Annotated in this window: 12 protein-coding genes and 1 tRNA gene; 2 read left to right on the forward strand and 11 right to left on the reverse strand. The window is 39.0% G+C overall.

Annotated features, from left to right (window positions below; translation table 11 throughout):
* Positions 1-34 precede the first annotated feature (34 nt).
* From N3D17_03030 to N3D17_03050, 5 genes are all read right to left on the reverse strand, one after another.
* Positions 35-106: transfer RNA gene (locus N3D17_03030), tRNA-Ile, on the reverse strand.
* Between the two features lie 62 nt (positions 107-168).
* Entirely contained in the window at positions 169-903 is a 735-nt protein-coding gene (locus N3D17_03035; protein ID MCX8082360.1) for a YIP1 family protein, read from the reverse strand.
* A 21-nt stretch (positions 904-924) separates the two neighbouring features.
* Positions 925-1,710 carry an ABC transporter ATP-binding protein gene (locus tag N3D17_03040; protein ID MCX8082361.1) on the reverse strand — a complete coding sequence of 262 codons (786 nt, stop codon included), beginning with the start codon at positions 1,708-1,710 and terminating at the stop codon, positions 925-927.
* On the reverse strand, positions 1,710-2,669 hold the full coding sequence (locus N3D17_03045; protein ID MCX8082362.1) for an iron ABC transporter permease: 960 nt from the start codon (positions 2,667-2,669) through the stop codon (positions 1,710-1,712). Before N3D17_03045 ends, N3D17_03040 begins: the two co-directional genes overlap by 1 nt.
* A 298-nt stretch (positions 2,670-2,967) precedes the next feature.
* Complete coding sequence (locus N3D17_03050; GenBank protein MCX8082363.1) at positions 2,968-3,771, reverse strand: ABC transporter substrate-binding protein; 804 nt, start codon at positions 3,769-3,771, stop codon at positions 2,968-2,970.
* A gap of 521 nt (positions 3,772-4,292) precedes the next feature.
* Between N3D17_03050 and N3D17_03055 the strand changes: the two genes are divergently transcribed.
* Positions 4,293-5,114 carry a sugar phosphate isomerase/epimerase gene (locus tag N3D17_03055; protein ID MCX8082364.1) on the forward strand — a complete coding sequence of 274 codons (822 nt, stop codon included), beginning with the start codon at positions 4,293-4,295 and terminating at the stop codon, positions 5,112-5,114.
* Positions 5,115-5,132: 18 nt separating this feature from the next.
* Complete coding sequence (locus N3D17_03060) at positions 5,133-6,116, forward strand: Gfo/Idh/MocA family oxidoreductase (protein ID MCX8082365.1); 984 nt, start codon at positions 5,133-5,135, stop codon at positions 6,114-6,116.
* A 9-nt stretch (positions 6,117-6,125) separates the two neighbouring features.
* Here the strand turns inward: N3D17_03060 and N3D17_03065 are convergent, their stop codons facing one another.
* From N3D17_03065 to N3D17_03090, 6 genes are all read right to left on the reverse strand, one after another.
* A complete protein-coding gene (locus N3D17_03065) occupies positions 6,126-6,839 on the reverse strand; it encodes a DUF1559 domain-containing protein (protein MCX8082366.1) in 714 nt (237 codons plus the stop codon).
* Positions 6,840-6,847: 8 nt separating this feature from the next.
* Positions 6,848-7,552: a DUF1559 domain-containing protein gene (locus N3D17_03070; protein MCX8082367.1), complete on the reverse strand. Its 705-nt coding sequence runs from the start codon at positions 7,550-7,552 to the stop codon at positions 6,848-6,850.
* 171 nt (positions 7,553-7,723) lie between these two features.
* Positions 7,724-8,521 (reverse strand): amidohydrolase family protein, encoded by a 798-nt coding sequence (locus tag N3D17_03075; protein ID MCX8082368.1) that lies wholly within the window; start codon positions 8,519-8,521, stop codon positions 7,724-7,726.
* Positions 8,514-9,284 (reverse strand): amidohydrolase, encoded by a 771-nt coding sequence (locus N3D17_03080; protein ID MCX8082369.1) that lies wholly within the window; start codon positions 9,282-9,284, stop codon positions 8,514-8,516. The genes N3D17_03075 and N3D17_03080 overlap by 8 nt, the downstream gene beginning before the upstream one ends.
* On the reverse strand, positions 9,281-10,462 hold the full coding sequence (locus N3D17_03085) for a DegT/DnrJ/EryC1/StrS family aminotransferase (GenBank protein ID MCX8082370.1): 1,182 nt from the start codon (positions 10,460-10,462) through the stop codon (positions 9,281-9,283). The genes N3D17_03080 and N3D17_03085 overlap by 4 nt, the downstream gene beginning before the upstream one ends.
* A gap of 17 nt (positions 10,463-10,479) precedes the next feature.
* Positions 10,480-13,179, reverse strand: a complete 2,700-nt coding sequence (locus tag N3D17_03090; GenBank protein ID MCX8082371.1) for a glycoside hydrolase family 5 protein — start codon at positions 13,177-13,179, stop codon at positions 10,480-10,482.
* Positions 13,180-13,196 lie beyond the last annotated feature (17 nt).

Consider the following 13,196-nt stretch of genomic DNA (forward strand, 5'->3'; position numbering starts at 1 on the left):
CCCCTTTTGGTTGCTGGTTCTCTCAAAAAGAAAATGGACCCGGCCGGATTCGAACCAGCAACCAACGGATTATGAGTCCGCTGCTCTGCCCTTGAGCTACGGGTCCATTTACAAGATATATATTATAATATCAAGGTGTATAAAAGTAAAGAGAACAATCCAGAGATTTTATTGTGAAGATTCTGGATAATTCTGTGGTATCTGGTTCTGTTGCATCTGTCTCTGATATTCTTCATACATTCTTTGTTGCTGTTCCATCATCTGTCTTTCATATTCTTCCATCTTTTTCTGATAATCTTCTTCCATTTTTCTTATCATCTCTTTTGTTTTTCTCTCATTTATCTCTGCCCTGATAAGATTGGCAATTTTCAGGAAAGTAATTACTATAAAAATTATTAGAAACACTTTTCTGGCTTTTACTTCATCTATTTTATGGACATATACACTGGCAGTAATGATATAAAAACATAGAGCAAAAAGATAAGCAAAAGTGCCAATCCATTTGCCAAAGAAAGGAATAATAGATATTAAAATTCCAGCAGGAATAAGTGGTGAAAAAGAAGCAGTACATCTCAGAGATGTCTCAAAACTTTCTCTGGAACCGAGGGCAATCCAGATAAGATGGAGTATAACTGTGGAGATAAAGAAAAAGATTAAGAAAAGTGGGATAAGTAGAAAGGATATAGCCATATTTGTTGAGAACAGAAGAATTTTAAGATGTTTAAGATGGAGAATTGTAAACAAAAGAATTACAATTAGTTCAGATATGAGTATTATAATGGTTGTATAAACAATAGGTTCTGAATAACCACCTTCTTTTTCAAAATTTTGATATAACTCAACAGGTGCTGTAAAAAATTTTTTTGTATCTTCTAACATCTTTTGCCATCTAATTTTCTCCATCTTGTCTCCTTTTTTATAGATTTATTTTATCAAAATTTCAGCAGGGATGCCAAATACATATGGTTTACCTGAGTGAGGATTCTTATAGACAAGAACCTTTGTTTCATAGACATTTTCTATGTTCTGATAGGTTATAACCTGCTCTGGTGTACCTTCTGAAAATACCTTTCCTTTGCTTAAAAGAAGGAGTTTTGTACAGTACTCTGATGCAAGGTTAAGGTCATGAAGAACAGCAATTACAGTTGTCCCACTTTTATTGATTTCTCTAAGGGTATCCATAATTTTGAAACTATGTCCGATATCAAGGTGTGATGTGGGTTCATCTAAAAGAATAATCTCTGTCTGCTGGGCAACTACCTGACTGATAAAAACCCTCTGTTTTTCTCCGTCCGATAATTCCCATATCTTTCTTTTTCTGTACTGGCTGATTTCAAACTTCTTCAGTACCTCTTCAACAATATCTCTGTCTTTGGTTGTAAATTCTCCATATCTTCCAGTGTAAGGGTATCTTCCCATCATAACAAACTCTTCAACTGTATAAGAAAAATATACATCAATCTGTGATGGGAGATATGCAACCTTTCTTGAATACTCAATGGTATTGAATTGCTTTATTTCTTTTCCTTCAAGGTATATCTTCCCCTTTTGATATTTTAATATCCCTGCAAGTGTTTTAATAAGGGTTGTTTTTCCAGAACCATTGGGTCCAATAATACCCAAAAACTCTTCCTTTTTAATTTCAAAGGAGATGTCTTTTAATACAGAATCTTTACCATATGAAAATTCTAAACATTCTACTTTTAACATTACCACATCTCCTTATATCTTCCCTTTAAAAGTATGGAGAGAAAGAATAATCCGCCGAAAAGTCCTGTAATAACACCTACAGGTATTTCAAGAGGGATTATTACAGTTCTTGCCAGTGTATCTGCCAGTATGAGAAAGCCACCACCTGTGAAAAAGTTAACAGTTAAAGCCCGTCTGTGAGAAGGTCCAAAGAAAAATCTTGTGATATGAGGAATAACCAGCCCCACAAATCCAATGATACCACCGAGAGATACACACAGCCCTGTAATAATACAGCACATTACAAAGGCAATTCTTTTTTCTTTTTCAATGTTAACTCCAATGGATACTGCCTTTTCGTCTCCGATAGATATAACATCATAGACCTTACCGGATAGTATGAGAAATAAAGAAATAAGTGAGATGATAATGGTACTTCCATATAGAAGATTAGAAGGGAAATAGGATATATCTCCTATAAGCCGTAGCATTGTTGTTTGAAACTGCTGATTATTTAATACAGCAATTATAAAAAGCACAAAAGAAGAGAACAGGAAGTTTAAAGCAACCCCGAGAAGTATCACTGCTGGATTAGAAAGTTGTCTTTTAATAGAAGTAATAAGCACTATGAGGATACTTATAGTAGCACCGAGAAAGGCGAAATATGGAGTGAGTGCTGTTTTTCCAATGATAAAACCCAAGGCAATTCCTAATGATGCACCTCCAGAGATACCTAACGTATAACTTTCTGCCAGTGGATTTTTTAGTATTGCCTGCAGGACAGCCCCTGCGATGGAAAGTCCAGCACCTATGATAAAGGCACATAGAACCCTCGGAACTCGTATGTTTAAGAGAATTGTTTTATCTACAGCAGATAAAGAGAATAAACGTGGTAATGTATAGAATTCAGTTCCGAGGGATAACCCTGCAATAACTGAAAGGATGAAGAACAGAAAGACCGCAAGATATTTGGTTTTCATTTTCTACATTCCCTACTTTCACCCTCTCCCTTGAGGGGAGAGGGGAAGGGTGGGGGTGAGAGTTTCCTATACTTTCCACCCCTGCCTAATTCCTCCCCCTCATATGGGGAGGATTTTTTATTTTACCTCTCCCTTAGGGGGAGAGGTTCTGTTAATTTTCCCCTCCCTCAGAGGGGAGGGGATTAAGAGGAGGGTGAGACCTTTCCTGATCTTTATTCCCCTCATCTTTCACCTTCTCCCGCAAGGGGAGAAGGAAATTTATGCCCCCCTTATATGGGGAGGGAAGAATTAAAATTATCTATTCAGAATATAACATTTTATGCATATCTTCAACTGTTTGGACAAAACTGAGTGGTGTAGGGCTTCCAATCACTGTGGGCTCTATGGAAAATATTTGCTTATTTTTCACTGCTTTTGTATCCTTTAATTTTTCCCATAGAAGTTTCTGTTCTTCCTCCATTGTAAGAAATATAATTACATCAGGGTTCTTCTTTATTACTTCTTCTATACTACAGGAGAACCACTTCTTTTTTACATTACCAAATATATTTATTCCTCCTGCATATTTAATTGCTTCATTTATATAGGTATCTTTCCCTGTGGTAAAGAGTGGTTTAAAACCGAGGATGAAGAATACTTTTTTCTTTCTCTTATGCTGACTTTTTTCTTCTACTTTTTTAAGACGTGCCTCTACTTCCGTTAAAACTTTTACTGCTTTTTCTTTATGGTTTAATGTTTCAGCGAGAGTTAAAAAGTTTTTACATATATCATCAAAGGTATATAACTGTTCAAGTGTAAGGGTTTTTATTCCGAGATTATTAAGTTTCTGTATGTGTTCTGCTCTGTTCCCTTCCTTTGAACCAATCACTATATCCGGTTTCAATGATACAATCTTTTCTATATTTGGCTCAAGCAGTGTCCCTATAATCTCTTTTCCTTTTTTTATCTCTTCTCTGTCATGTATGGTAAGTCCAACAATCTGTTTTTCAAGTCCGAGAAGATAGAGGTTTTCTGTTGCATAAGGACCGAGTGATACAATCCTCTGTGTCTGTGCCTTAAGTAGTGTTGAGAGGCACATTACAAACAGTATATATTTTCTCATTTTCCTTCCTCTTCTCCCTCTCCCTCGAGGGGAGAGGTTCTGTTAATTCTCCCCTCCCTCAGAGGGGAGGGGATTAAGGGTGAGGGTGTGACCTTTACTTACACTCTCCACCCCCACCTATTTTTCCTCCCCCCTCATATGGGGAGGAATTTTTTATTCCCTCGCCCTTGAGGGGAGAGGGGGATGGTGAGGGTGAGACCTTTGCTTTTACTTTCCACCCCCACCTATTTTTCCTCCCCCCTCATATGGGGAGGAATTATTCTCCTCCCCCCTCATATGGGAGGAGATTTCTTTTTTATTTTTGCTTTTTTACTAAACAATATAAATTTGCAAAAAAGGACTTTTTATAGTAAAATAATATACGAGTATATACAAGTATAAAAAAAGAAGAGTGGGAAATAAAAGTTCATCCCTCTATGAGGGAGAAGGAAAGATGAGGGTGAGAAACTATAGTAAAGGTTCACCCTCACCCTACCTCTCTCCCCTCAAGGGAGAGGGGAAAAGTGGAAAAAGGAGAGACAATGAGCAAAATAAAATTTGCTATCAACCAGGCAACAACAATGGAATCAAACTTTGAAGAGGACATAAAGGCATACTCTTCCGCAGGGTTTAATTCAGTAGAGATATGGTTTGACAAGTTGAAGGTGTATATTGAAAAAAATGGACTTGCTGAAACAAAAAAACTTCTGAAAGAGTGTAGGATATCTCCTGTGGGTATGTGTGCACAGGGAGACCTTATGCTTACAAGCGGAAACAGAAGAAAAGAGGTTATAAAAGAGTTTACAGAAAAACTGGAGATATGCAGGTATTTAGAAATTCCTACCCTCGTTGTGCCTACGGACTTTCCTGATAAAGTAAAGGAAGATGACTATGGAAGGTGTATCCCGAACATTCAGAAGGCAGGGGATATTGCAGAAAGGTATGGAGTGGCGCTGGCAATAGAGTTTATTGCTGGTGCAAGGTTTCTCGGTTCTCTTTCAACTGCAATAGAGATTGTGAAGAAAGTAGATAAAAAGAATGTTGGAATTCTTTTTGACACATTCCATTTTTATTCAGGGATAAGTAAGTTTGAGGATATGGATGGACTTACAAAAGAAAACCTGTTTTTTGTCCATATAAATGATGTTATGGGAAAGCCGAGGGAGGTTCTTACAGATGGAGACAGGGTATTTCCAGGGGATGGAGTACTACCGCTTAAAAAGATAATAAAAAAGATAATAGAGACCGGCTATACAGGTTATTACTCATTAGAACTTTTCAATAAGGCACTCTGGCAAAAAGATGCTGGCGATGTTGCAAAAAAAGGATATGAGGCACTGCATAAATTCTTGAAAGAGTTATAACAAAAGAAGGAGAAGAAAATGTCTGTAAAGGTAGCAGTGGTTGGACTGGGCATAGGGAAGGTACATCTGGAACATTACAGTGAAATAAAAGGTGTGGAGATAGTCGGTGGAGTGGATATTAATCCTGATGTAAGGAAGTCCGTTGAAAAGGACTATGGCATAAAGTGTTATAACTCTTCAGAGGAACTTCTGAGAAATGTAATACCTGATGGTGTAAGTATCTGCACACCTCCTGATACACACCTGTATCTTACAAAGATATGTGCAGAAAAAGGGGTTCACATACTCTGCGAAAAACCGATGGCTCCTTCCATCAAAGATTGTGAAAAGATGATAGAGATATGTAAAAAAAATAAAGTAATTCTGCTGATAGGATTTAAAAAGAGGTTTGCACCTGCATACAGGTTTCTGAAAGAAAAATTTGAGAAAGAGTTCGGTGTACCTAAGAGTGCTGTGGTTAAGTTTGGACTGGGACGGGTGGGAAACGGATGGTTCTGGGATGAAAAGTCAGGTGGTGGACCTGTAATAGAGAATGCTGTACATATGGTGGACCTGATGCATTTTTTCTTTGGAGATGTTGAGTCAGTATATGGTGTGGGTGGAAACCTTTTTATGCATCAGTATGCCCCTCAGGTTGACACAGCACTTTTTGTAATGAGATTCAAAAATGGAGGGGTTGCATCTATAGGTAGTGGATACCTTTCAGAGTGGGGATTTGCAAAAGAAGAGGTTATGATATCTACTGAAAAGGTGGTCTGTGAGGTCAAAGGTCCTTTTGATAGTCCGAAGTATTTAGAGTATATAAAAAGAGAGAGTCCATCCAGTATACATAAAAAGACCTTTCCTGATGCAGATGGATTTAAGGATGAGATTAAACACTTCGTTGATTGTATAAAAAGAAAACAAATTCCTGCTGTTGATAGTGAAGCAGGGCTTTATGCATTAAAGGTCTGTCTCGCTATAAAAAAGTCAGTCAGGTCTGGTAAGGTGGTTTATTTATAAATAACTTTCTTAATAAGTATCATAAGCAGTCCAGAATGTCGTATCACTCGGGTCTACCAACCTTGTCAGTGCTCCCCAGTAGTTTGTAAATGCCTGGTTAGGGACCTGGTCCAATGGTACATACCAGTCATCACCTATCCGTACACTGCTTACCCATTTTGCATTGCCCCTTACATAAAGAACATTTATCCCATCTGTTCCGTGGTTACAGGAATTAACATCAAGTCGCATGGGTGGTACACTGCCAGGGAGCGAAGAAATATCTGACATAATTGCACTCTCTGAAGATGTCTGTTGATGAAGTCCTGGTGCATAGAAATATGAACAGGTGTCCTTCCTTAAAAGTGAAGGGATATTACCAACCTCATATGCAGAACTCGGACAGATAAATAACTTATGTGTGTTGATATACTGGACTGTCCTCGGCTGTCCTGCACTTGCTCCAGAGGCATACACAAGACCTGTAAGCAGATTTAAAGATGCAGTGGCAGTATATCCGATATGTCCCATAGAATAAAGGTATGGAAAATTCTCACCAAAGTCCTGTGCATACATATGGAATGCCAGCCCGAGTTGTTTCAGGTTGGAGATACAGACAGCCCTTCTTGCCTGTTCCCGCGCCCGCGCTAATGCTGGCAGAAGCAGGGCTGCGAGTATCGCAATGATTGCAATAACCACCAGCAACTCAATAAGTGTAAATCCCCTTCTCTCACACTTTATCATATATCATATTAATAATCACCCAGCCGCCATGCACCTGGCTCGTAGTAATCCCAGCCCTTCTGGTTAGGGGTAACAAACTCCACATGAATGTCAGCAAAAAGGATATTAGCACCACCTGAATGTCTGGCACAAAGCTCATGCCTGTTTCTTACTTCAAATCTCCATCTATCTGCAGAAGACCCTCCTATTCCACAGGGTGGGTCTGAATCCCACTGGTGTGCGCTATCTCCTAAAAATACCTTCTGACTTAATTTTGTCCATTTCCTCGTATTGAAATGTCTCATCCATACTTCTCTATTCGTAATATAAGAAGTATTCCATACAACAGCAAAGTTCCAGTTCATACCGTATCCAGATATTTTATTTGGTCCAACTCCTAAACTTGCCCCTAACCCAACCAGTCGTGTTGGACAGGTCATAAGTTTCCAGTTCATACCATCTGCAGGGTTAGCAGATACATAACCTAACAATCCGAGTGCACGATACCACTGAATACTCTGGTTATGCAGTTGTTTGGGTAAAGGAACCCAGCCCTCATAGTCCTCAGCATACATCATACAGGCAAGTCCTAACTGCTTCAGGTTATTCATACATGCCGCCTGCCTTGCCTTTTCCCTCGCCTGAGAAAGTGCAGGTAGCAACATCGCTGCAAGTATTGCAATGATTGCCACCACAACCAGCAATTCTATTAAAGTAAATCCCTTCCTTCTCATCTCACACCTCCATTTTTTATTTTATCTATGTAATCATCCACAGGAATATCCTGTGAATGGGAAAACAGGTGAAAAACTCTTTTTATATTACATATTTGTATATACTTATTCATATCCATTACCATTATTTTTATACCACACTATCCTTTTTTTGTCAAGAGGAATTTTCTTTCAGGATACTTTCACAGAGAAAAGTTTTTCTGCGTTCTTATAGAATATCTTTCTGCTGTCCTCTTCAGATATACCGGAACCCAGTACAGCACCGATATAGTAGTGGTGGTCAAACCATGGGAAGTCAGTACCGTAAAGGATTCTGTCCGCACCCAATGCATCTACAAACTTCTCCAGTGGACCCCTGTCATCAAGGACCGCACACAAATCAATATAGACATTATCATATGTCTTCACAAACTCTATCATCTTATCCCAGTCGTGGAGTGAATGCCCGGCAATAAACCTTATCTTTTTATATTTTTTAAGTATCTTTTCTACCTCTTCAGAACCATCATATATACTCCTCGCCCAGGTATGCGCAAGGATAATAGACCCGTTGCTATCCGCATATTCAAAGACCATCCTGTATCTTTCATCTGAGAGTGCTACCAGATGGTAATCAGAAAGGAGTTTAAAACCCTTGTATATGTGTGTATATTTTTCATAACTTTCAAGGTCTTTTTTTATCACATCAGGGTAGTTGGGGTTTATTGCACAATAGCCCTTAAATCTTTCAGGATATCTTTCCACAACCTCAATGGTATGCCTGTTGGCTCCATCAGGGTCATAAAGTGCAAGGTTAGGGATAACTATTGATAATTTTACCCCTGCCCGTTCCATCCTCTGTATAACCTTCTCAGGATATGCATATGGTATATGACTCCCATAGAAAAAACCCATATGGGCATGCATATCTATTATCGGACAGTCATCAAGTTTCCCTTTTTCAAGAAATTCCTTCCAGAGTTTATTCATATCTTATCCTCCCTATAAGGTGTTCTATATTCTTATAGGCAATCTTTTCTTTGTCCTCTTCTGATATCTCTGCATGGACAAGTTTTAGCAGTGGGGACTCCATATATCTATCAGGAAAACCAGTACCAAAAACTATCCTCTCTGCCCCAAACTTCTTCACTGCCTCTTCCATCCCTCCTTCCCACAGAGATACCAAACTTGACTCCAAATACACATTCTCATACTTCTCAAGCAATGGCCAGGTATATCTGTCACTGTTCCAGATGCCGAGGTTATAGAGTATCAAGGTGAGTTTAGGAAAGTCCACGAGAGTGTTGTATAAGTCCCTGATGTCATAAGAAAATCCACCTATCAGAAACTCAGCCATCATATCAAGAAAGACAGGGAAGTTTCTCGCTTCAAGTTCTGACAGGATATCTCCAACAACATCTGTATGGAAGACATATCTATGAACCCGTGGAAGAAATGCGCAACCCACTATCTTATGTTTTTTGAATACCTTAAAATCTATCTTTTCCATCTCTTCTGTGGATGTTGGAAGTACGGGTACTATCCCGTACAGTGCATCTTTCCCTTCTATTGCATTAATGAGAAATTTATATGCATCCACAGGATGTGCATACCTCTGCAGTATATGATACACAACCGCTTTTTCAATATTCAGTTCTTTCATCTTACAGAGTATCTCATCCACATCCACAACTATACCACTGGTCGGGTTTTTCCCGATACATAGATTCACATCAAAAAACTTCATCTTCATTGTTTGTATGCCTCCTCTATTGCCTTCTTCATTCTTTTGATATTTTCTTTTATCTCTTTTTCTTTCCAGTCCGGCTTTACCCAGACAAAGACAGTTCTACTTAAGTGTTCTATGGATTTCGGATACATCTCTTTTGTAAAGTCCTTCCTTAAGTCCCTGTTCTCAGGGAGATTGTAAGGATTTAAACTATCTCTGTGCCATACCCTCTTTTCTACCACTGGTTTCCAGTCAAACCATACATGTTTTGCTGAATCTATGGGTCTGTATCCCCAGCCGGCTTCTGTAAATTTCTTTGCTACTTCTGGACTTTCAAATCTGAATGGTATTACTACTCCACAGTCACCTTTTATATCATTGGAACGAGCAAAACTCACACCCGGAACCTTTGATAATTCCTCCATAATCCTTTTCTTGTTCTTTCTTAGGTCCCTTAAAATTCCATCAAGCCGTTTGCACTGTACCCGCATAATCGCTCCCATAATCTCGCTCGCTCTAAACTGTAGCCCTAAAAATATAGGAATTGAGAACTCCCCTGCATACGGTCTGAAGGCAGTCCCGCTATCATGGAAGATGCTTGCTTTTTCATAGATAGTCCTGTCATCTGTTACAATCCCTCCTCCTTCTCCACAACTTAATACCTTAAAATGATTGAAACTATAAGCACCCACATCTCCCCAAGTACCCAGCCGTTTACCTTTATAACTACCACCTACTGCCTGACAGACATCCTCTACTACTTTAAGGTTATACTTTTTCGCTACTGATACTATCCTTTCCATATCAGATGGAAGCCCCACCATATGTACAGGTATTACACATTTTGTATTCTTTGTGATTTTCTTCTCCATATCAGAAGGGTCCATCGTGCAGGTATCATCAACCTCCACAACCACAGGAATAGCACCTACCATAAGCACTGCGGTTGCTGTTGCCATAAAAGTATAAGAAGGGATTAATACCTCATCACCAGGCCCTATATCCACTCCTACAAGTCCACAGATTAAGGCAGCAGTACCGCCACCTGACATTAAGAGAGCGTACTTTGAGCCAATCTTCTTCGCCCATTCTCTCTCAAATTTTTGGCATTCACTTTCTCCCTTAGAGATTACACGGAAAAGTTGCCCTTTCTTTATTATCCTTTCTACTGCCTTTGCCTCTTCTTTTCCTATCCTGTACATAAAATTCCTCCTTTTATTTATTCTATTATTGGAGTAATCCAGATATTTCTTATTATACAATTAATTGTACCATAGTTTCCAGTAATTTCAATAGTTGTATCCAAAGAGAGTTCCAAGGGTCCCGCTGAAAGATACCCGAAGACAACACGGCCTTCTGTATCAATCTCTTCATATGTCCAGTCCCTTACGAGTTCTACCTTTTCACCATTTATTTTAAGACAGTAGTTTTCAGGTCCTGTCTTTCTTGTCCTTGCCTGTATGTATATCTTGTATCTTCCTGGATTAATCTTTATGGTAAAGTATCCACCCTTACCTTCTTCCTTGATTACCAGCCGGTCATTCTCCACTACTGCACCTTCATGGACTGCTAATTGATAGGTGCCAGCATTAGGTGTAATCTTCAACCCTGCTGGTTCTTTTCTATAGTAAGATATCTCATCCTTTGTTTTTGGCTCCCATTTTGGTGGAGAAAAACAGTCCCTTCTATTCTTCCATATATGAACATAGGAACTCGCTGTGTTGTAAACACTATATACACCACCCCAGAACATCGCACCATAACAGTTAGACCTCGCAAGGTATTCAATGAAAAATCTCATTCCTTCTTCAGTCATCAACCGCTGCCCTATCTCTACCTCACCAAAGATAAACGGGATATTATACCTCTTCCTTACCCTGTCCACCCCTCCTGCCATAAAGTGTTCATTGGTATGGTCTTTTGCAATATGCTTGTTATACAGAACCTGTTTACATTCAGGGTCAAGCCCTTCTGTAAAGTTTATAGGTGCCCACTGGCTCTCTGTTGCCCAGCCCCATGCAGCATTCCAGTCAGCAACAATAATAATATGTCTTCTGTCATACTTTCTTATACGGGAGATTGCTTCCTTGTACCACTTCCTTAGTGGTTCTGCTGCTGCAGGATTTAATCCGAGTCCAGGCCAGTTGGGCTCATTCCAAAGTTCATAGGCGGCAATCCTCGGTTCATCAGCAAATCTCTTTGCAATGAGTTCCCAGAAGGCAATCATCTCCTGTGCCTCTTCTGTTGTCTTTGGATAGTCATGGCAGTCCAGAACAACATACATCCCTGCATCTACTACCTGCTGGACTGCTGGAGCAATAACCTTTTCCAGAAAAAACTCTGCCCCGTAAAGATGGTAATAGTCCCTGCTGGTCTCCTTATCTCTATCAAAAGGGAATAGATTAAAGGCAAGCCGTATGGTATTCAGTCCAAGATGTCTGTAATATCTCGCATGGTTGTAAAATACAGGTGTTCCGAAGTGTTCCTCCTCTAACCGATATTCCTTATTCATAATATTTATCACCTGGTTCTGTGCACCAATAAGATATGGATACCCTTCACTATCCACTACATAACTTCCTTTTACCCTTAACCAGTAGTCATCTTTCTTCTCTTTTGCTTTAGGGGTAGTAAAACTCCCTTTTACTTTCTTTGTCTTTCCGTAATAGTCCTGCCCTTCTATCTCAAAATAGTATTCTGCCGCTGGCTCAAGATAAACAAGTGTGAAAGCACCTTCCTTTATCTTTTCTTCTATAGTAAGTGTTTTGTCCATCCTATCAGGAGATTTTCCATATCTTATCACTGCATCTGTCTTTACAGAACTCTTCCATCTTATTATTGCAATCCGTGGCTCCACATCCTCTACTATACAGGTTATCCCTGTATCTCTTATCTCTTCCTTCTTTTCAGATATAACACCTTTAACAAGATAGGTATACATCTGTCCACCTGCAGGCCAGAAGTTTCCTGCCTCTGTGTTTGCCATATTCTCATCAGTAAAACCAACCATTGAACTGTGGATACCTATCCCTACCGCAGGTGAATTGATAAAAGTAAGAGGAATTCCTATCTCAAGATAGCCAGGATGTTCTTTAAATATAACATCTTTTTCACTGCAGGATATATTATTGTTTGCATCTCTGGAAAAGTATATTGTATAGTCAGAAAGTTCTTCGGTGGTAAGATATATCTTCCATGAGTATAGTGTATGGTGGAATGAAAGGGAATCCCCTTTAACAAACTTCCTCTTCTCATAAGCAACAAACATAGGGTTTTCCTCTCTTTTTACTCCTCTATAACCATCTATAAGAATATAAATGTATTTATCATCATTTGTTATATAAACCCCTTCTATCTCCTGTGCAAGACGCTGTTCATCACCATAAAATGTAGGAAGCCGTACTGGTTTAACATCTGACCAGTCAGTAAGTGTTTTCTGTTTTGAAAGTGTAGTAGGTGTGGGCTTTAACATAAGTGAAGTTATCATAAGCCATTGAGTATTCCCCTTAATTATAACCTTTGAGTTATTTTTTAAAGATACAGGAAATGTTGATTTTATCCATCCCCATGTCACACCTTCTTTCTTTGATATAAATTCAGGCCAGCCAGAGTATTCCACAGGAATCTGTTGCCCATCCACCTCAACTGTATATGCCTGTCTGAGTGATTGTCCAAATGAAGAGGTCCTTACCTGAAGATATAAATAGTAGTCCCCTTCTTCAAAATTACTCCAGGATACACCTGCCTTGTCAGGACCTGGAATTACTATGTACTTTATCTTTCCTGTACCTACAATATAAGGATATTCATCTGCCTCTTCATAAAAAGAACCTTCCATAAGAGAAACATTGCCATTGGAAAAAAGATATATACAGGACATAAAAAGAAAAAAAACAAAACATTTTTGAACTACTCTCATTTTTAAACCTCCTTTGG

The sequence above is a fragment of the bacterium genome (assembly GCA_026414725.1).
GTDB lineage: Bacteria > Ratteibacteria > UBA8468 > B48-G9 > JAFGKM01 > JAAYXZ01.

Excerpts from the sequence above, each read along its gene's own strand:
- N3D17_03075 (MCX8082368.1), bottom strand. The coding sequence starts at position 8,521 with ATGAATAAACTCTGGAAGGAATTTCTTGAAAAAGGGAAACTTGATGAC.
- N3D17_03085 (MCX8082370.1), bottom strand. The coding sequence starts at position 10,462 with ATGTACAGGATAGGAAAAGAAGAGGCAAAGGCAGTAGAAAGGATAATA.
- N3D17_03040 (MCX8082361.1), bottom strand. The coding sequence starts at position 1,710 with ATGTTAAAAGTAGAATGTTTAGAATTTTCATATGGTAAAGATTCTGTA.
- N3D17_03060 (MCX8082365.1), top strand. The coding sequence starts at position 5,133 with ATGTCTGTAAAGGTAGCAGTGGTTGGACTGGGCATAGGGAAGGTACAT.
- N3D17_03045 (MCX8082362.1), bottom strand. The coding sequence starts at position 2,669 with ATGAAAACCAAATATCTTGCGGTCTTTCTGTTCTTCATCCTTTCAGTT.
- N3D17_03035 (MCX8082360.1), bottom strand. The coding sequence starts at position 903 with ATGGAGAAAATTAGATGGCAAAAGATGTTAGAAGATACAAAAAAATTT.
- N3D17_03070 (MCX8082367.1), bottom strand. The coding sequence starts at position 7,552 with ATGAGAAGGAAGGGATTTACTTTAATAGAATTGCTGGTTGTGGTGGCA.
- N3D17_03090 (MCX8082371.1), bottom strand. The coding sequence starts at position 13,179 with ATGAGAGTAGTTCAAAAATGTTTTGTTTTTTTTCTTTTTATGTCCTGT.
- N3D17_03050 (MCX8082363.1), bottom strand. The coding sequence starts at position 3,771 with ATGAGAAAATATATACTGTTTGTAATGTGCCTCTCAACACTACTTAAG.
- N3D17_03080 (MCX8082369.1), bottom strand. The coding sequence starts at position 9,284 with ATGAAGATGAAGTTTTTTGATGTGAATCTATGTATCGGGAAAAACCCG.
- N3D17_03055 (MCX8082364.1), top strand. The coding sequence starts at position 4,293 with ATGAGCAAAATAAAATTTGCTATCAACCAGGCAACAACAATGGAATCA.
- N3D17_03065 (MCX8082366.1), bottom strand. The coding sequence starts at position 6,839 with ATGATAAAGTGTGAGAGAAGGGGATTTACACTTATTGAGTTGCTGGTG.